We start from the raw sequence: 17,901 nt of genomic DNA, 5'->3' as shown, positions 1-17,901 counted from the left end.
CCCGCAGGGAAAAGGGATAAGGCAGGCTTCATACCAACAAACCCTCCGGTGAAGCAGTTTGACGGATAAGAAAAGGACGCAGCAGCTGGGGGTCAGGATCCCCGATAGCCTGGAGCCGGTATATGCGAACCTGATCAAGATAAGCCACGCCGACGACGAGGTCACCCTCACCTTCCTCCACAAGATCCCCGAGACGAACCTCGCCCAGGGAAGGGCGATCGTGACGATAACCCCCCGACATGCAAAACGGCTGCTGCGGGCCCTCTCAACGAACCTGAAGAGGTACGAGGCGACATACGGCGAGATCAAGCTCCCCGAGGACGGCGGCGGCAGAGAGGAGAGCAGCAACGTCGAGGTGGCCTGACCTGATGACGGGCTCGGGCCTCTGGACCCGCGTCCTCTTCAGCCCTCGACGAAGCTTCTGACGAGGCTGGGGATCGTCCGGGGCCGCGTCGTGGCCAGGGATATCCCCGTCGAGAGCCCCTTCCTGAAGAAGGACCCCGGAACGCCGAGGTCCCTCTTAGAAAGGCCCAAAGCCAGCCGGTCTATCTCCTCATCCCTCATCCTGCCGAGGGTCAATAGAGACGCCCGACCCATCCGATACTCCAGGCCGAACTCCCGGCGCCACCGTCGGATGTAGGGCGAGAACCCCCGGATCGATACGTCCCCCGATCCCACGGCCCCGGCGGCCACCTCCCCGGCGATCGTCCCCGCCCGCATGGCGTAGGCGATCCCGCTCATCCCCGCCGCCGCCCCCGTCGCCATCAGGGAGTCGGCGACGATCTCGCCGGGGAGCGCAGCGATGGCGTCCCCGCCCCGGTTGATGGAGACGACCTTCATCTCCGAGACGTCGTACTCGGCGGACTTGTATTTCTTAAACAGCTCCACGAACCGGTCGAGGAACGGCCGGACGTCCCGGCCGTGCCCCCGGACGAAGACCCCCAAAGTCGCCAAATCCCCTCCACCGGGGGAGAAGGTCGCCTTCCACCCCGGCGAGATCGAGCCAACGAAGTACTCGAAGTATTTCTCCTCCCCGAGTCCCGAAAGCTCGACGACCGCCTCGGCGGCCCAGGCGACGTCCTCCGGATGCTTCAGGGGCGAAAGCCCCTCTTTTCTCGCGATCAATCCATCGACCCCGGAGGCGTCGATGACGACCCGGGCCCCGATCTCCCCGGCATCGGTCTCGACCCGCCGCCCCGAACCCGCGAGGGGGGCGGACCGGGCGACGCCCCGCATGAGCCGGACCCCGGCCCCCTCGGCCCTGCCGAGGTAGAGGGCGTCGAATTTCCCCCGGTCGATGAACCTGCCCGGCGCCGGGATCTCGACGGCGTGGCCAGCGGGCGATATTATCCTCATCCCTTCGAGGTCGTGGAGGACGTACTCCTCCTCCACCTCCAGACCCGCCCGGCGGAACATACCGTCGAAGAAGGTGTTCGCCGGGTGGTCGAAGTCGCCGCCCATTTCTTTGTCGAGGAGGATCACCTCAGCGCCGCCTTCGGCGGCTGATGTGGCGGCGGCGATCCCCGAGGGGGAGGCCCCCACCACCAGAACGTCGCAGTACACGGATGTTTGGTGGGAGAAAGGGGATGATGAAGGTTTCTGTTTCGGACAAAGAGGGGCAAAACGCTAGGAGCCTGGCAAGTCCGGGAATCTCATGCAGGTTCAGGCAGAGGCGAAGAGATCGAGCCCTCGAAAAACAAGATGAATCAAAGCCCTCAACAGGAACGAGCCCGACCCGAGAACGGACGATCACAAATACTCGGCAAACTCGTCCTCGTCGACCTTTGCCAGCTTCAGCACGCCCTTCAACGTACCAATTTTCAGTTCCCGATGCATGGGCACCACAGTCCCGACCTTTCCGTCGTGCGTCATCTTCGATAGCCGAACGTGACTTCCGGTGCGTCCGCTGATCTCAAAATCGAACTTGTTACAGAGTATCTTGACCGCCGCCTCGCCGGAGACCGTCCTAAGCTTTGACAACGTGAACCACCTCAAAGGTGGTTATGAAAGGTCGTCTCTTCTCTTCCAGAGGAAACTCCTCCAGGTAAAGCTCGGTCGCCTCTTTCAGGTTGTCCACGGCCTCCTCTGGCGTCTTCCCCTGGCTGACCGTCCCGACCTCGGGGCATTGAGCCACGTACATCTCCTCTTCCCTATAGACCACAGCCGTAAACGTCCACATGTCCAATCACCCGGTCGAATATATGCGACCCATCAGTTAAACCATCCTCCTTTCGAGGAACCTCCACATAGTTGCCTTCTCCCCTTCCCTGGGAATTTCCGCCCAATCGTGGACCGGATGCGATCCCCGAGGGGAAGGCCCCCGCCACCAGAACGTCGCAGTTCACGGTCGTTTGGTGGTGGGGGATGGGGGTGATGAAGGTTTCCGTTTCCGGCCTGATAAAAGATTTCACCTTCCGCCAGGTCCAGGCTCTAGGGAGGCGAAGTACTCCATAAGCATCCGGTGGACGAAGACGTAGCCTCCGCCGACTTTGCGGAGGAATATCCGCTCGGCGGCGTAGTCGAGGAAGGGGACCAGCCTCCAGGGGAGGAAGTCTTCGCGGCAGAGTATTAGACGGAGGACGAAATGTTCGATGACGTTCACACCAGCAAAAATTAGCCCAGTAAACAGCCCCACACTCAGCCCCACACTCAGCCTAACACTCAGCCCCACACTCAGCCCAACAAACAGCCCAACAATCAGTCCAACAATCAGTCCAAAATTCCCCCGGTCCTCATCAAGTTCTATCTCACGATCCTCACCATCATCCAGCCCAAGAATCGCAGTAACAATTTCCCCAACAATTATCCCAAGAATTATCCCAACAAACAGCCCGACAATAGGCCCAAAACTCAGCCAAACAATCCAAAAGCCAACAATCAACCCAACCCACAGCCCAGAATTCGCCCCAAATCTCAGCCCACCGACCAGATCAATTATCATCGAATACAGCCGCATTTGAGCTTTCGTATCCAACCAGCTAGGATGCATCCGCTCGATCATGAACACGGTCTGGTTATGCTCCGACATTTTCCGGGCCAGCCAGGAGAGCCAGTGAATCATCTTATCTTTTGGATACAGCTTCGAATCGGTCCTTGGAACGTCACGCTTGAACATCTTATCGACGTAGGTCTTTAAGAGATGCCTGCGCCGGTCCTCAATAGAGCCGAGCGATTGAAGCTCTTCAATAGGCATCCCTCGATAAGCGAGGGTCATAATGCTAAGTATCAGGGGTGTTTGGGCGAACTGCTGAAGTTCGCGATCGCTTTGTAGCGCCTCTCGAAGAGCGTTGAGATCCGGGCTAAGTCTTTCGAGATAGCCATCGATCTGCTCGGGCGTCAGGGGCTGCAGGAGGACCGCACTCTGTAAGTTGAGCCTGCCATCCAGGGCATCGTACTCCTCTTTACGACAGCAGACCACCACCGGGACCAGGTGCTCATCGAGATAGCTGTTGATCGCCACGACGCAAGCGTCCCTTCTTTCCGGTGCGACTTCGTCGAGGCCGTCGAGGAGAAGGAGGAAAGAGTCGTTCTCGACCCAGGGGGCGGCGATCTTCTTCGGGATGTTGTACTTCGCCCTCAGCTCCTCTGTCAGCCAGTCGGCGATCGGCTGCTTCGGGTCGGTCCATGAAGATAGGTTGAAGACGACCGGTATCTTTTCCGAGGGGTCCTCCCCGGCCCGGTCGATCATCTCCCTCGCAAGCTCCAGCAGGGTGGTGGTCTTCCCGGCCCCCGGCTCTCCCAGGATGAGGAGGGACCGGCCGACCCTCTCGAAGACGTCGGAGATCTTAGTTCCGGGAGGAAGGACGCAGTCCGGCCGGTCCGGGGTCCGCAGTATCACGTCCCAGGGGCGCTCGGCGACGGCGTCTCTTCGCTCCTCCAGGCCCAGCTCGATCCGCGCCTCCTCGTGGGGGGAGCTCTCCAGCACCCCCTTCACCCAGAAGTCCCGCACCCGGTTGAGCATCGCCTGGCGATTGTGGGCGTCGCGGGCGGCCAATTCCTTTTCAGACGGCTTAAAGACAGGCTTCTCAGAGACTCGGGACGACCCGAGAAAGGCAGCCAAAGCGAGCAGAAAACCCGCCGCCTGGGGATAAGGCATGATCCCGTTGCTGTAATCACTGTACCCCCATATGATGAAAATTAGGCAGGCAGAAAAGGTGATGAAGCGCGATAACGTGCGGAGGGATATGGGGATCATCTCTTGCCTCAAGTATTTGAGGATCTATTGGTGCTAAAAGTTTTCGCACTATGATTTTTAGTGGACGTTCCGACTCCAACCGTTCTTCACCGTCTTGTGAAGGTACCACTCCCGTCCGGACCTATCCCTCATCTTATCCAGGATGAATCAATTGTGTAACCACGGAATTTGTTCAGCAACCTGCTGCATAAATCCGTCGTCTTCCCACGACTCCGCAAAGGCCCGCTCGCTTCCCGTGCCGCTGAGGATGACGCCCACGTCCGCGTCCGGAACGTCGATACCCTCGTCCAGTACCTTGGAGGTGACCACCGCCCTGTACATCCCTGATCGGAACCTGTCCAGGATCTCGCTCCTCTCTTAGGACGGGGTTCTATAGGTGATGGCGGGTATCAGAAACTCTTTTGAGATCCGGTGGACGAGCTTGTTGTGCTCGGTGAAGATGAAGATCTTGCCGTCTCTGTGATTCTTCAGGATCGTCGATAGAGTACCTATCTTCGAGGAGCTGTTGTAAGCTATCTCCCTCGCCCGGTTCCGTGCGAGCAACGCTCTCCTGGCACCAGGATCTCTGCCGCTTCTCATGACCAGCTTCTGGAAGTCGGAAGGCCCCCGGATGGTTAAGTCGATCCTGGCCAGATAGTTCGAGAAGGTTTTCTGATTTATATCGTATTCCTGTTGCTCTTCATCGGTCAAATCGACGGTGATCTTCTCGAGACGGAAGGGTGACAGGTGCTTGCCGGCGAGCTCCTTTACCCTCTTCTCGAAGACCTTCCCGCCCACCAGCCGGTTCAGCTCTTCATGGAGACAGTCCTCCCGCTCGAAGGTGGCCGTCAACCCCATCCTGTAAGGAGAGGCGAACATCTCGGCTATGTTCCGATACCCGGCAGTAGGGAGGTGGTGGACCTCATCGAAGATCACGAGGGCGAACCTGTTCCCGAGTTTGGCTGCATGGATGTATGCCGAGTCGTAGGTGGAGACGGTCAAAGCCTTAATGTCCCGCACTCCTCCACCAAATACGCCTACGTCGGTATCGAACTCCTCGTTCAGACGGGCGCGCCACTGATCCACCAGGTCGAGGGTAGGGGCCACGACAAGAGTTGGGGTGTTGAGGAGCGATATGGCCTTTATACCAACAACCGTCTTTCCGCTACCTGTTGGCAGGACGATAACGCCCCTATGACCGTTAGCAGACCAGGCATCGAGGGCCTGCCTCTGATAATCTCTCAATACGACGCTGCTCTGAAGTTCGGGGCATGGGATGAGGTTGAGGACGTCGTCCCTGAATTCAAGGCCCGAGGTCTTCAGGAAGTCGACGATATCCCTGTAGTAGAGAGCCATTGCTCTGAAGGCCCTGGAGCGCTCGTCCCAAATGGAATTGGGTACCCGGGCTTCTCCGCGGATCAGGATCGTCCCTTTATCGAAGGTGAGCTTCATGGCTTCATTGTCTGTTGGTCTTCATCGAGGGGTGCAATATATGGCTCTACAGCTGTTCGTCGGTTAGATGGATCGCTTATCCAATTATTATATTGGTCATTTAGATGGCGGTGCCGGTTATTCGTCGAGATTGAAACCCAGCCCCTCCAGCCAGACCTTAAAGCTATCTTCTCGGCGGTATAGGGATGTATGCGCCCACCTCGCCACCTCTCGCCCCGTATCGTCGCGCTGGCCCGATGGGTCGGAGAGGATCAGCCAGGTAAGGGGACGACCATCCTTTTGGGAATAGCAGAAGAACCGTTCCATCCAGGTCATGAACTCCATGGCGAACTCTCTTTGGTATTCCCAGCCCACATAGACCACACCAACGGCCTCGGGGATAAGTGATAACGCTCGTGCCGTCAATTCGTCCCCGTGCTCAACCGTATCGATCGGCGAAGCTGGACCGCAAAATACAGGAAGCTCCTCGGACGCCTGCAAGATCTCGGGGTCCCGGCCGATAGATCGAAGTCCCTCCAGAAACGTCAAGGAGACCCAGGTCTCGGTCTCGTCCTCGGCGATAAACCATCTCTCGCGGGTCGTGAAGTCTTTGGGGATATCGCTGATATGTTCGGCCTCCTCAGAGGAAATCAAGAACGCTACGTCTGGTTTCATATCTTGTTCGCTCCTCGATCTGCTTAATGGATTACAGCGATGACCTTGGAGAGCTTGGATGCACTTGCCCTAGGCATCGAGATCGTCGCCTCTCTCTCAAGCCACTCTTCCGCTGTCTGCTGTGATCGGAATGTGAGTCTCTTCGTCCGCTTAAGTTTTATCTCGGCCCCCTATGTTGGCTTGATATTATGACAAAAGTTTTATACAATATATTTTCGTCTAGGAGGCTACCGTTTTAAAGTGTGAAGGGGGAAAAATCGGAAGAGATCATCCCTCCAAAACGCCTCCAGGGCCGCCAGCGCTCCGCCTGGAGAGAATCACATTCCAGGAGACAGTATCGATCTCTGCCGTTAGATCCTTCAGGATTCAATCAGAGATTTTTAAATCAAGGCTGAATAAAAATAGCGGTGGGACCCAACTACCCTATCATAGTAGACCTGGATACAGAGAATCTGCCGTCCTTCCGGGTTCTTGAGGCCAGATTGCTCAAATGGATTGGATAAGAAGATCCTTCGCCCTGATAAATCGGACCTCTGTGAGGCTCTGGTGAAGCCTGCATCGGCACAACCCCCTCCGGTTCAGCTCAGGGATTAACATCTGGACAGTTTTATTCCGCCGTAATTGGACATATTTAGACCGGTGTTGACGAAAAACTTCACACAAAGAAATGGTCACCAATTATCGATATGATACTTATCATAAATGTTACAATAATCTTCATAAGGCTCTCTTTATCGACAGGCCACGTTCTAACTTTTTCTAAACGACCCAAGGTACTGATATAAGCATTATACGCTATGCATGCATTGATATATTCACTGTCTTTTTCGTATCTGCAAATCACTCTTTCCATATCTTCAATTAGATTTAATAATTGATCTGTGTACTGGTCTTTACTTATCTTTATTATATTATGTATGTATATTCCCGGCAAAAATAAAATCACAAAAAAGCCTACGGGAGCAAGAAAAAGATATATAGCATCTGTGTAAAATACTATTTTTCCAGCATTTTTCTCGAATGTGATCATAAGGCTTGGAAGACCGATCATTAGCGAAGCATAAGCATATAAGAGATTCATGTGTAATCTATTCAAGTTTTTGAGTTTCATTACTGAGTTGGTAGTATTAATTTCTAAATTATCAATTTCAATTAAAAATTTTCTCAATAATAATACTAGTCCTACCATTATATAAATTAACACTATAGAAGCAATCCAAGCTCCGGTAACACCTAAAAAGGTAAATATTGTGTTTACATAAATATCATAAATAAACATAATATCGTTAAAGTCATGCAAAAATCCAAGATCATGATATGATATTACAGCAGCTAATGAACCAAAACAGATCGCGGTTAAAAAAGCAATTGATAAACGGTTGTATATTATATACAATAATATTTTACGAGATTTAAAACAGTTGTTTAAATCATTATTCTTAAGTCTATATGGAGTAAATATTGCATACAAATATTTTTCTTTGCATCTATTCATTGTCTTAGGATATGGCAATTTACATTTGATAAATATATCGATAGATATGTCTCGTAATCTTCTGATCATAATTAAAGTCATAAAAACCGATAAAAACCAAAGAAAGCCCAAATTATAATAATACCATTCTATATAATATATCTTAGCATAATCTGATAATAAAATATATATCAACATTGAACCACCGAACGCCCAAAAAAATGCAAATAAAATATATATATGAGGTATTCTGGTTTTATTAAGTAAATATTCTATATAAAGCTCATATTGCATATAGATCAACTTATTTCACCTGAGTTTTAGTTATTTAATCTTTTTGACCATATAGCGAATTGCACAGAAACAATGGTGTTTTAATTTTTATCGTATACCCCGCAGCTTGCTACGGAGTGCGCCGCAGCAATTTGACTAACGTGCTGCTGGCTGACCCCTGTTAGCCTGAATAGAAAAACGATTAAGGCTTATCTGCATTTATTCTGAACTATATAAATACCAGAATTAATAATGGAGTCTTGATGAGAATAATAGCCTTATCCAATCAGCGAAAGACTCCGCGAGAGCCTTCAGGACAACAAAAAATATTCACACAAATATATATTTTAATAATTTAAGTGAGATGAACCTCTATGAAACAGCGAGGAGGCCATAATGCTAATCCGAGTCATCAACTCTCGGGTCGAGATAGCCACCGTGGATCCTGAATAGGGGGTGGTTCATCTGACTTCCCCCATCTCCACCCCCACCCTTCTTGAGCTGATACAGATATGCCCTCCTCTAGAGGCGGTCGAGTTCTCTCCGTACAGATATAGAAACATGTCCAAATCTTCTCGGCACCTCCTGAAGGTTCAGGGGGTGAAGCTCTTTCCGGGGCGGATACAAGGCCACAGAACCGACATAGACGAGTACATAACCGCCGACTACGCCTTTATCCTCCAGAGGGCGAGGGAGGTCCGTACCGAGGGGCCAGACTCCAAGCAGATCGTCGCAACGGTGGCGGAGGAGTTGGGGGGTATCGCCGGGGTTGGTGGGGGTTGTCGTAGGGAGGTAACATCAAAACATTGTTTATCTGTCAAGATCGCTTCTTCTCCTGGATGAGGACTAAGGCGTGATGACGCTGGCTGATCTGGTGATGCCCGTCACTGCGGATAGACTGGACGACCTGATACTTGACCTGAAATTTGGGGCCAAAAAGGTACGAGAGGAGCCTGCTACAGTTCTCGGCGAGATCGGCGATCCTAAGCCGATGAATGCCATTACCTACTTTTATTAAAGGGCTCTTCGCTATTCTCTGTGGGTAACTTGAGGATAGCGATAAGCGGATTAGATCATGTTAATGCTTGCCTTGGATCTCGTTAGTGAGTCATAAGGTGGCGATACATCTCATGATCATCCCAAATCCCTGCAGTCCTGAAGTTATTAGGACCAAGCTACAGGAATAGTGGTCCCTTAAATCCACCCACACAAAACAGCGAGGAGCCTATTAAAGGGAAGAGAGGTAATGGCCTCGATCTGAGGCGTCGAGGGCGTTGGCGAAGAGCCAGGTGGGTCGGTAATCTGCTTCCATGATATTTTTATTCAGCCTCAATATTTAATCATCTCCTGCGATCCTCCGAGTTTCTCGTTCCGGAGGTCTTGTTGTGCTATGCATAGGGGCCCGGTCCTTCACAGGCGGGTCGCTGGCAGGCCCGTTCTGGTGATAGACCCGATTTTCTCCCCGGTGATCTCCTCCACCTCCTCCGTGGTTATGCGCAAGCTTTCGCCGAGGTGGCGAGGATATTAGGCCGACCCTACAAGGCTTATGCTCTCAGCACCTCCATCGATGAGATCATTAAATCCATAGAGGAGGAAAGTCTGAAAAAGGCGGCCTATGAGCTCGAATCCATAAGAAGGCTTAGGAGTTTGGCTTCAATGAGTACCTCATATCAGGAGCTGTGTGATCGACTTTGTTCCCGTAACTTGGCTATTACGCTAATCGACCTGATTATCGGGAGGTTATGGAGACTACGATATGAAGGCTGCAGCCTATGATAACTAGGAGAATTTAAAGAGACCTTAAAAGAGCGGATCTTCATTATGAATCTCATATCTGAATCTCGATACGATTGAACTGGAAAATTCTATAGAAAGGCGTAACAATTAAATAGCAAGAATAAAGGAACTAATTGACGTGGATATAGGAGCTTTGTCACATTTATTCAAAATAATAGCTGTTATCGTTTCAGTATTTTATATATTAGATAAAAATCAAAGAGATCCCGATATAAGAAACGAAGTAGCAAATATGCTCAGGGGTACTCAGAGAGTGACCGAGAATATCCTAGATATTCCAAAATATTTCGTCAAAAGATTAAATGATTATTTGGGGGATTTCTGGAGTTTTAGGCGGTTTTCTATATCGTGCATTGTATCAATTATTCTAGTTCTTCTTATTAATTATTATGCTATTCAACAATATGAATCATCTGTCGAACTACTGGTGCTGATTACTCCGAAGATGCTCTTGCAAGTCTTGTTAGTAATTATAATTATAAATGCAATTCCGGATTATATATCACTTCAGGAAACTTTATGGCTTTTGCAGAAAGTAAAATTTTATAATTTTAGTATATTCATTATTGTATTATTATTTGACCTCATTTTTACGGCTTTAATATTCTTATTGCTTTCAGGCGGAATCATATATTTTTTAATAAAAAATCCATATCCTTCTTTTCACGTTTTTATATGGGAGTATTTCTTGGAAAGCATTACATGTTATGGAGTAGTTAAGCCTTTCTTTATTTCTACATTTATTAGTTCAATTTTACTATTTTTATTTATATGTGTTATATTCATGTCGAATATTATTTATAGTTTAGGCAATGTAGGTATCAAATTTATGTCTATTCTTCCTATAACTGCTAGACCCTTTTTATCTTTGGGATTATTAATAGGTTTATTCATCGTGTTAATATATGTGTTATATGTAATGTGTTCAATCCCTATAAAGGCTCTGAATATAGATATTTTCGGAAATATGTTTTTTAGGTGTTGACATATATGAATATAATAGGCCCTTGGTTTCGTCTCAAACGCTGCTTAAAGGCAACCGTATCATCTTTGATTTTTATTGCTGTAATATATACCTTACTTAGTATGCCGATATTTAAATTCGGGCTTTACGATACTGAAATTGGTGGCGATTTTGACCCTTTACAAGGCTTAGTAGTTGAGGTACATGGTAATTTCCCCTTGATACCGATGTTCCCTACAGGAGGCATAATCGAGGTGTACTTGATACCAAAAGACTCAAATTCTAAAACAGTTTACGGGAAGGGTTATTACGGAAGTAGTGACTGGGTGGCTTATGCATATATAGAAAATATAGAAAGAAATAAAGACTATACTGTAAAATTATACCATACAGCTACAACCAGAGCAAGCGTCAAAGAGCTTTGGTTGGATCAAGAGATTAAATTGCCTTTGGAAGGAGATTTAGTGTTATTTAGAAGAACTCCTGGCACAGGTTCACTAAATTATAGATTCGAGGAGACGTCGGCTTATTTCAATATAACTATTAAAAACTATTTTAATAACATGTATAAAGTAAAGCCAGTTGTATATATTAGTGATGGAATTGTAAAGCCGGCATTCCGCAGTAAGGCTATGCAAAATTAAGAATTTATTGCTTGCCAAAATGTGCATAAATTCAAACGTTTAACTTAAATTTTGTTTAAAATAATTTTACTAGAATTTGTCAACACGATATTAACAATTCAGTATATTATAAAAATTTAATAATTATATTCTTAGTCTTTATGAAGCTGGCCTTATTTGATCTCTATACAGAGTCGATTGATATCTATTCTCAAAAAATCGATAGCAGGAAAATTAATGAGCGTTCAAACCGTTAATGCGAAATGCCGGGTAAAGTATTCCGAATTCAAAAATTTTACAGGACTTGAAGGTTTTGAAATATTAAGCTGTGGGAGCAAAACTATTGGGCCTCATGGGCACGCAAATTTTAACATAGGCCCACACCATTTAATTGATAATGGTAATAGGTACTTCATCATGATTTGCTATATGTATGATTCTGAAGATAATCTTGTACCATATGAGCAACAATTAGATTGGGTAAAGATAAATAGGTTCGAAAAATTTTCCAGAAAAGATCTAATTTTAAAGAGATTATTAGAAAGTCCTTATGACCTTACAAGCGAATGGTAATAACTTCAATCTAGTGCCCCTTCAAGCAGTGTTAGCTTATTTTCCCAGAGATGTGTCCGGAAAGCTCGCTTGCTACTGTTTTTCGGCAAGTAGAATTTTCGTTAGGACTTACGCAGTTAGCGTGGCTGAGACATTATAATTTAGATATTTTATATACTCTCTTATAGCATTTCGAATGACACTTTGCTTGCTCTCGAACCAGCCCCGAGACGTTCTGATCCTATCGACTTCAAATCTCAGAAATGCCCTTATTGAGAAGAGTATATGTGTTCTCTGAGATTGCCCATTCCGCGCTTGACATCGTTCTACGCCACAAAACTGTTTTATTCCGCGATGATACTCTTCTATTTTCCAAGACTTGCGTGCTAGTTCTTTTCGATCTGGTTCTTCCATGTCGATCAGATCGGTTGCCCAATGTTCTTCGTCACCGTCTTTGGAAACTATCCGGAACACTTTGACAAATCCATAACCCTTCAGGTGGACATTTCTACCATCTGAAGGAATGTCTATTGTTGAGATCTGAACGTTATTTGTTTTATCGGGGTTTACCAGTCGATTTTTCTTGAGTCGAGTTAGCCAATGCCACCCATGGCCACGGATTTTTTTGAGATTATCTAAGCTGGAATACCAACTGTCGAAGAGAACGAAATCGGGTCGGAAGCCTCGTTCCTTTGCTTTTTCCAACATGTCCTGGAGGTGATCGTTCTTGGTCTTTCCATCATTGTAGTTGTCATAGATCCGAAAATCAACAGGAATCACGTAATTTCCATCTGTCCATACCAATGTAGTAATATTGATCCCATTAACAACACTATGATGTTTCCCACTATATTGTTGGTAAACTAAATCCATCTTTTTTGCATAAAGCTTGTCTAAAGTGGTATCGTCCACGATTAAGATGCCTTCACCAGGCCGAACGAGATGTGATGATTCGATCCACAATGCCTCCGTATCTGGCGGCCATCTTTGTAGAAGTCGAGTAAATGCATCGTGGGAGGGTTAATCTGACCCCTCCGGATGACATCGAGCTGCTTCGGTACACGTAAAAACGTTGGCAGCAGCCATCAGAAAGTGGATATAGTCCAGGTCGCAACACTTGGGTGGATTCAATTTTATACGTCACCTCATATTTGTGTTTGTATTTGGATGGACCGGATCATCTAAAAATCTTCCGTCAAATGCGTAAGTCCTATTCGTATAACTTTTCTTGATCTTGAAGTGGCACTAGAACGCGAGCTCAAAAGGATATGACCTTATAATATTCGAGTTGCGACGGCTCTCCCCGAGACGGAGCTTCAGGGTATCAGCAAAAAGTAAAAAATGGCTCTTAGCTATTCCGTGTGGGTAACTTCAGGGTAGCGATAAGCGGACTTGATCATGTGAATGCCTGCCATGAATCCCGCTCCTGAATCATCAGGTAACTATACGTCTCATGATCATCCCTGTTCCCAGCAGTCATGAGAGGACTTCGATTATCCTCTGGTCGAGCGCCCATATTTAAATACCCTTTAAGTAGGGACGGTCTGCATTTTGGGATTTTGAGGGGTTTTTCGAAATCTTCATGAAGTTATAGGGGCCAAGTTACAGGTTTGATGATCCCTTAAATCCAACCCATTGGTCATCGGTTAAGCCCACCACTCCTCGGTAAAGCGCTTTCTATTTACATGCGGATCTACTGCTTCACTCATACTAAATTCTAAAGATGTTTTTAAGGAAGTTTCTAATCCCATATGTTGAAGGACGCCAGCGAGTAGAGAGCTTGCGTTTTCGGTGAAGATATTGCTCCATCTAAGGGTGGTGAATCTTGCCATCTTAACCTCGGGATTTAAGGCTCGGACAACTTTATAAATTTTCCGACTTATTATTAGCGTAAGTATAGCTATCCAGATCATCGCCTCAATAACTTGAGGATTAGATGTAGGAACCATATCTAGCGCATACCTGCTCTTGAGTTCTTTAAACAGGATCTCGACCTCCCATCGAGCCCCGTACAGCCTGGCAACTTCTTCAGGTTCCAACAACTCTGGAGAGATATTTGTGACATACAAATGATACTTATCTTCATCCTCGTTGTATATCGCCACCAGCCTGAACCGCTCGATGTCCTTTTTCTCCTTGCCTCGATAAGCTCGGCGGTTGAAGTTCACCTCAACTTCGACATCTAATACCTGTCTCTTTAAGTCCTTCAATACATCCTGAAGATGCTTTCCTCGAACGTCGATGCTTCTGCCTCGACAGGTACGATGGGTTTCAATGATGAGAGGATTAGCGTTGCTTTTCAGCCTCGAAACGAAGTATCCGCCGTTTTCCTTGATCCGAGTAAACATCTGATACTTGTAGAACCCCAGGTCAATAAGCAGGATCCGGTCCTTTATCCATGGCCCTATCCTCAAAGTCTTTATGTCGTTCGTGTTTTCGGAGAACAGAGCTACGCTCTTAGGACCGCAAGCTACTGCGCTTGTGAGGACGGAAACCTTGACACCTGCTGCTACTTTTCGCGATCTCGTGGCTGGCCAGATCTTTGCCAGCTTTGAGTGTAACCTGACGATGGTGGAGTCCTGGATCAAGACGTCTTCGAAAGGTGAAAGACGATCGCTGAGGGTTCGACCGGGTTCCTGGGCCGAGTATTCAACGCCTCGCACCACACATTCTCGGAGAAACGCAACAAGCTCTGGAGTGAACCTGTAGTACCAGCTACTATCGCTCAAAATTTGCTTAGAAAATCTTTCATAGTCGCGCTTCAAAGCGGCAAGAGTCCGTTGAAGAAAGACCCCATAGCCTATCGATAATGACCAGAAAATATAAATTGGATCGATCTTACGCTCACGCTTTATCAAACCTGTCTCTTTCGCCTTATCTCTAAGCCATTCAGGCGGAAACAGAGCACAAAGCTCCATCATGATCAGGTCAATATCCACATTTAAGTGACGAGCGACCACGGATGCTACCCCCGGCGAATTATATATCAGTGGTCTATAGTTCCAATAGGTTATTAATAAGGTTATGCTATATTTTGTATGACGGAAGTGGGATCAAAAATCAGCGAGACTATTTAAACCGATCCTTAACCGATGACCTATGAAATCCAACCAAATAAAACAGCGAGGAGCCAAGAAGAAGAAGAAGAAGAAGAAGAAGAAGCCCGACAGCTAAGAACCGAGGTTGAGTGCTTGAAGCCTGATTCGAGGATGGAGGATCTGAGGTTCTACATAGTGGAGAAAGCGAAATGCTCGGCGGAAGGGGTTGCGAGGATCCACACCTACTGGCACCTTAGCTGGTGGGAAGGCGATGGAGCCCGGGACATGTATCTGAGGAGAAGGTGTATAGTCCTCTAAGAACTCTAAGCGAGTTATCGACCAATTCAAAGAGCACCATCATAGATTACACCTCAGCGAATAATCCTGATGTATTTGCAGCCATAATTAGGATACTCTTTTAAATGAATAGATTGAACACCACTGCAGATGATAAAATATACACACAGAAGGTGAATGCGAAGGTGTCATCTAGTCCGTCAACGATTCAAGAGAGATGAGTTCTTCAAGAAGAGGACAAAGATAATGGCCAGAGAATATAATCATTTTGAGGGCTCTGAAAGATTGATATCTGATAGTGTAATCTGAAGAATTAGAGCGTCTGATCTATATGAAGCAAGATAAAGAGAATTGTAGGGATAAATTAAGACGTCAATATGAACTTTATATAGAATTTGTGCTTAGTAAAACTAAAATACCGCGCATATATCTCATATTCGCTGTGTTTTTTGCGTCGATAGGCACGTTAATAACTCTTGGTTTAGTATCAGATTTGGCGTATCCATTAGCAAAACAATTCTATTATAATAATTTGGGATTTCTATGGGCAGTATCTGTTTTTATGATATTGATTATGATAAGGAGATTGCGAGATGTATCATTAGACGTATTTATTTGTAGCGAACTATATTTTCCATGTAAAGTACGTAATAATATGGACAATTATCTATATGCTATATTTGCACCATACAAATTTAAGAATGAACCTGTGCCCGAATGGTTCAAAGAATATTCCATATTATCTAATAGGTTTTTCTACATATCATTTATTTCAATTATTCTAGGGATAATCTTCTCTATGTTATCATATTTTGATTTTATAAATTATTATAAAGCAGGTCTTGTCACATACAATGACGTTTTGTTAACCTCTATATTGGGCTTTATTGGTGTGACTTGTGCTTGGGTGGCATCCCTGACTTTAGTATATATAATATTAGGATTAATGATACTGTTACGAAAAATCTCTAACGAATCCTATAAATTTCAAATCGATGCTCCTAATTCAATAATACAAGTCCGCAAATTAAACATAATACATATGAACTTATTATATTCATACAGCGCATTGATAATAGGCCTCCCAAGCATTTTATCAGGAATATTGAATCAAAATTATGAAAGATATTTGTTTTATTCCGATTTAGCGGTTTTTTTGCTTGCACCATTTGGCTTTTTTATAGTTTTAATATTGCCCGGAATCTATATACATAAAACAATAAAAAACTGTAAAGAGTTTTATGAAAGCAGGACATTAAAATTAATTAAAGATTTGGAAGTTATTATATATAATGACGATAAAAGTAACAGATATATAGAATCCTGCATCGCTTATAATGCTTATATACATGCAATCGATCGGATAGATAAGATCAGAACATGGCCGTTTGATATGGAGAGCATTTTAAAGATTGTAGTAACATTTCTTGCAAGTATTGTTTCAATAATTCAACTTATACTGTATAACATGATTTAATGTATGTATATTTAATAAGTAGTTTAAATCTCCGGCACGAACAACTTCGACTATTACTAGTAAATACGTGCGAATTTCCACAAGGAAGCGTCGTAATTTGGCGTCGAAAAGCGCCCTAGTTCGCGAACCGTGCGATTGTCTTAGTTCTCATCGCGTTGCATTCAACTAATTGACCCAGGTTCTTGGAAAGGTGCGAAGACCATGATTACGGAGGTGTGAGTAGCCAATGAGCGTGCAAACCTTCGATGTAGAAGAAAAACGGAAACGTATTAACGTCTTCAAGGTAGGGAAGCTATGGGTCTTCAAATACTTCTTCGCTGATAACCAGGATCTTTTCAGGCAGCTTGCTTACCACTACAACCGGGATACATACAGGTTTGAGTTCAAGTCGTTAGGGGAGAGGAACCAGGGGCTGAAGCTCCTCGAAAGGAACGGGTTCAATGCGTATCCCATAGAGGATCTAAAGGGTTATGTAGTCAAGCTGGACAAGTTCAGCAAGTATGCTCCAGTCCTAAAGAACTCTGTGGCATTCACGGAGACGCCCAAGGAGCGGATCTTCTTGATGAAGGATCATGCTGCGGTTGATGAGGGTATATAGTTCGGCGCCGAGATATATGAGGGAGATGTGGCGTTCTAATCAAAGCTACTCGAAATCTAGGTGGTAATCGATGGAGCTTTCAGAAGAAGGGATCGTGAATTATTACGACCTTTATTGGCCCCTTCTGTATTATGCAAATGAGACTCTCGAAGTTTAATAGATTAAGGACTCTACAACATAGCATCCTCTCCAAAATCCTTAAATATAAGTGAGGAAAAGGACTCCTTGGATTTGTATGAGTGGCTCATCTGGTTCTATATTGTATTTTCCATCCATTGAATTTAACGATGAAAACTGGGTAAAGGCAAGCCTGTTGTTATGGGATAGAATTTATAGAATAACCCCGAATAACTATATACCAAACGATAACGAGACAATTCTAGAAGCAGTAGATAACGATCTATAGTCATTCGCATAAATCTTTATAATGCATATTATTCAATAAAAATTTCTCTATCCAATAACCTGCATAACTTTTGCATTTAGCGAAACTACAAAAGGACTCCGCAATGATACGTTTCATCTCCT

The 17,901-nt window shown here is 45.9% G+C and carries 17 protein-coding genes and 1 pseudogene; 8 read left to right on the top strand and 10 right to left on the bottom strand.

What is annotated here, in order from left to right; translation table 11 throughout:
• Positions 1–58 precede the first annotated feature (58 nt).
• Positions 59–364 carry a DUF3467 domain-containing protein gene (locus tag P0O24_RS00090; RefSeq protein WP_316967697.1) on the top strand — a complete coding sequence of 102 codons (306 nt, stop codon included), beginning with the start codon at positions 59–61 and terminating at the stop codon, positions 362–364.
• A 38-nt stretch (positions 365–402) separates the two neighbouring features.
• Here P0O24_RS00090 and P0O24_RS00085 read toward each other — a convergent pair whose 3' ends face one another.
• The 8 genes from P0O24_RS00085 to P0O24_RS00050 form a co-directional block, all read right to left on the bottom strand.
• A complete protein-coding gene (locus P0O24_RS00085) occupies positions 403–1,563 on the bottom strand; it encodes an NAD(P)/FAD-dependent oxidoreductase (protein ID WP_316967696.1) in 1,161 nt (386 codons plus the stop codon).
• A 186-nt stretch (positions 1,564–1,749) separates the two neighbouring features.
• Positions 1,750–1,980, bottom strand: a complete 231-nt coding sequence (locus P0O24_RS00080) for a type II toxin-antitoxin system HicA family toxin (RefSeq protein ID WP_316967695.1) — start codon at positions 1,978–1,980, stop codon at positions 1,750–1,752.
• Positions 1,967–2,179 carry a type II toxin-antitoxin system HicB family antitoxin gene (locus P0O24_RS00075; protein ID WP_316967694.1) on the bottom strand — a complete coding sequence of 71 codons (213 nt, stop codon included), beginning with the start codon at positions 2,177–2,179 and terminating at the stop codon, positions 1,967–1,969. Before P0O24_RS00075 ends, P0O24_RS00080 begins: the two co-directional genes overlap by 14 nt.
• Positions 2,180–2,407: 228 nt before the next feature.
• Positions 2,408–4,195: an NACHT domain-containing protein gene (locus P0O24_RS00070; protein ID WP_316967693.1), complete on the bottom strand. Its 1,788-nt coding sequence runs from the start codon at positions 4,193–4,195 to the stop codon at positions 2,408–2,410.
• Positions 4,196–4,342: 147 nt separating this feature from the next.
• Complete coding sequence (locus P0O24_RS00065; RefSeq protein ID WP_316967805.1) at positions 4,343–4,540, bottom strand: helicase-related protein; 198 nt, start codon at positions 4,538–4,540, stop codon at positions 4,343–4,345.
• A gap of 12 nt (positions 4,541–4,552) precedes the next feature.
• Positions 4,553–5,626 carry a DEAD/DEAH box helicase gene (locus tag P0O24_RS00060; protein WP_316967692.1) on the bottom strand — a complete coding sequence of 358 codons (1,074 nt, stop codon included), beginning with the start codon at positions 5,624–5,626 and terminating at the stop codon, positions 4,553–4,555.
• Between the two features lie 117 nt (positions 5,627–5,743).
• Entirely contained in the window at positions 5,744–6,280 is a 537-nt protein-coding gene (locus tag P0O24_RS00055) for a hypothetical protein (RefSeq protein ID WP_316967691.1), read from the bottom strand.
• Between the two features lie 655 nt (positions 6,281–6,935).
• Complete coding sequence (locus P0O24_RS00050; RefSeq protein ID WP_316967690.1) at positions 6,936–7,775, bottom strand: hypothetical protein; 840 nt, start codon at positions 7,773–7,775, stop codon at positions 6,936–6,938.
• A gap of 708 nt (positions 7,776–8,483) precedes the next feature.
• On the opposite strand from P0O24_RS00050, the gene P0O24_RS00045 reads away from it, so the two are divergent.
• The 4 genes from P0O24_RS00045 (at position 8,484) to P0O24_RS00030 (ending at position 11,984) form a co-directional block, all read left to right on the top strand.
• A complete protein-coding gene (locus P0O24_RS00045; protein WP_316967689.1) occupies positions 8,484–8,870 on the top strand; it encodes a DUF1699 family protein in 387 nt (128 codons plus the stop codon).
• A gap of 13 nt (positions 8,871–8,883) precedes the next feature.
• Positions 8,884–9,045: a hypothetical protein gene (locus P0O24_RS00040; RefSeq protein WP_316967688.1), complete on the top strand. Its 162-nt coding sequence runs from the start codon at positions 8,884–8,886 to the stop codon at positions 9,043–9,045.
• 1,769 nt (positions 9,046–10,814) lie between these two features.
• Positions 10,815–11,432: a hypothetical protein gene (locus tag P0O24_RS00035; RefSeq protein ID WP_316967687.1), complete on the top strand. Its 618-nt coding sequence runs from the start codon at positions 10,815–10,817 to the stop codon at positions 11,430–11,432.
• A 216-nt stretch (positions 11,433–11,648) separates the two neighbouring features.
• Complete coding sequence (locus P0O24_RS00030) at positions 11,649–11,984, top strand: hypothetical protein (protein ID WP_316967686.1); 336 nt, start codon at positions 11,649–11,651, stop codon at positions 11,982–11,984.
• A gap of 108 nt (positions 11,985–12,092) precedes the next feature.
• On the opposite strand, the pseudogene P0O24_RS00025 reads toward P0O24_RS00030, so the two are convergent.
• Together P0O24_RS00025 and P0O24_RS00020 are read right to left on the bottom strand one after the other, a co-directional pair.
• Positions 12,093–13,049, bottom strand: a pseudogene (locus tag P0O24_RS00025) (IS701 family transposase).
• 560 nt (positions 13,050–13,609) lie between these two features.
• Positions 13,610–14,884: an IS4 family transposase gene (locus tag P0O24_RS00020; RefSeq protein WP_316967804.1), complete on the bottom strand. Its 1,275-nt coding sequence runs from the start codon at positions 14,882–14,884 to the stop codon at positions 13,610–13,612.
• Positions 14,885–15,055: 171 nt separating this feature from the next.
• Here P0O24_RS00020 and P0O24_RS00015 point away from each other — a divergent pair, with 171 nt between their 5' ends.
• The 3 genes from P0O24_RS00015 to P0O24_RS00005 all read left to right on the top strand — a co-directional run bounded on the left by P0O24_RS00015 (position 15,056) and on the right by P0O24_RS00005 (position 17,373).
• On the top strand, positions 15,056–15,319 hold the full coding sequence (locus tag P0O24_RS00015; RefSeq protein WP_316967685.1) for a hypothetical protein: 264 nt from the start codon (positions 15,056–15,058) through the stop codon (positions 15,317–15,319).
• A gap of 310 nt (positions 15,320–15,629) precedes the next feature.
• A complete protein-coding gene (locus P0O24_RS00010) occupies positions 15,630–16,775 on the top strand; it encodes a hypothetical protein (protein ID WP_316967684.1) in 1,146 nt (381 codons plus the stop codon).
• Between the two features lie 226 nt (positions 16,776–17,001).
• Positions 17,002–17,373 (top strand): hypothetical protein, encoded by a 372-nt coding sequence (locus tag P0O24_RS00005; RefSeq protein WP_316967683.1) that lies wholly within the window; start codon positions 17,002–17,004, stop codon positions 17,371–17,373.
• Positions 17,374–17,901 lie beyond the last annotated feature (528 nt).

It is taken from the genome of Candidatus Methanocrinis alkalitolerans (assembly GCF_029167205.1).
Taxonomy (GTDB): Archaea; Halobacteriota; Methanosarcinia; order Methanotrichales; family Methanotrichaceae; genus Methanocrinis; species Methanocrinis alkalitolerans.
Note: the sequence above shows the minus strand (reverse complement) of the source record. Positions and strands in the feature narration are given on the sequence as shown.

Coding starts and splice junctions, on each gene's coding strand:
- P0O24_RS00075 (WP_316967694.1), bottom strand. CDS start 2,179: ATGTGGACGTTTACGGCTGTGGTCTATAGGGAAGAGGAGATGTACGTG.
- P0O24_RS00070 (WP_316967693.1), bottom strand. CDS start 4,195: ATGATCCCCATATCCCTCCGCACGTTATCGCGCTTCATCACCTTTTCT.
- P0O24_RS00060 (WP_316967692.1), bottom strand. CDS start 5,626: ATGAAGCTCACCTTCGATAAAGGGACGATCCTGATCCGCGGAGAAGCC.
- P0O24_RS00055 (WP_316967691.1), bottom strand. CDS start 6,280: ATGAAACCAGACGTAGCGTTCTTGATTTCCTCTGAGGAGGCCGAACAT.
- P0O24_RS00050 (WP_316967690.1), bottom strand. CDS start 7,775: ATGAATAGATGCAAAGAAAAATATTTGTATGCAATATTTACTCCATAT.
- P0O24_RS00040 (WP_316967688.1), top strand. CDS start 8,884: ATGACGCTGGCTGATCTGGTGATGCCCGTCACTGCGGATAGACTGGAC.
- P0O24_RS00035 (WP_316967687.1), top strand. CDS start 10,815: ATGAATATAATAGGCCCTTGGTTTCGTCTCAAACGCTGCTTAAAGGCA.
- P0O24_RS00030 (WP_316967686.1), top strand. CDS start 11,649: ATGAGCGTTCAAACCGTTAATGCGAAATGCCGGGTAAAGTATTCCGAA.
- P0O24_RS00020 (WP_316967804.1), bottom strand. CDS start 14,884: ATGATGGAGCTTTGTGCTCTGTTTCCGCCTGAATGGCTTAGAGATAAG.
- P0O24_RS00015 (WP_316967685.1), top strand. CDS start 15,056: ATGACCTATGAAATCCAACCAAATAAAACAGCGAGGAGCCAAGAAGAA.
- P0O24_RS00010 (WP_316967684.1), top strand. CDS start 15,630: ATGAAGCAAGATAAAGAGAATTGTAGGGATAAATTAAGACGTCAATAT.
- P0O24_RS00005 (WP_316967683.1), top strand. CDS start 17,002: ATGAGCGTGCAAACCTTCGATGTAGAAGAAAAACGGAAACGTATTAAC.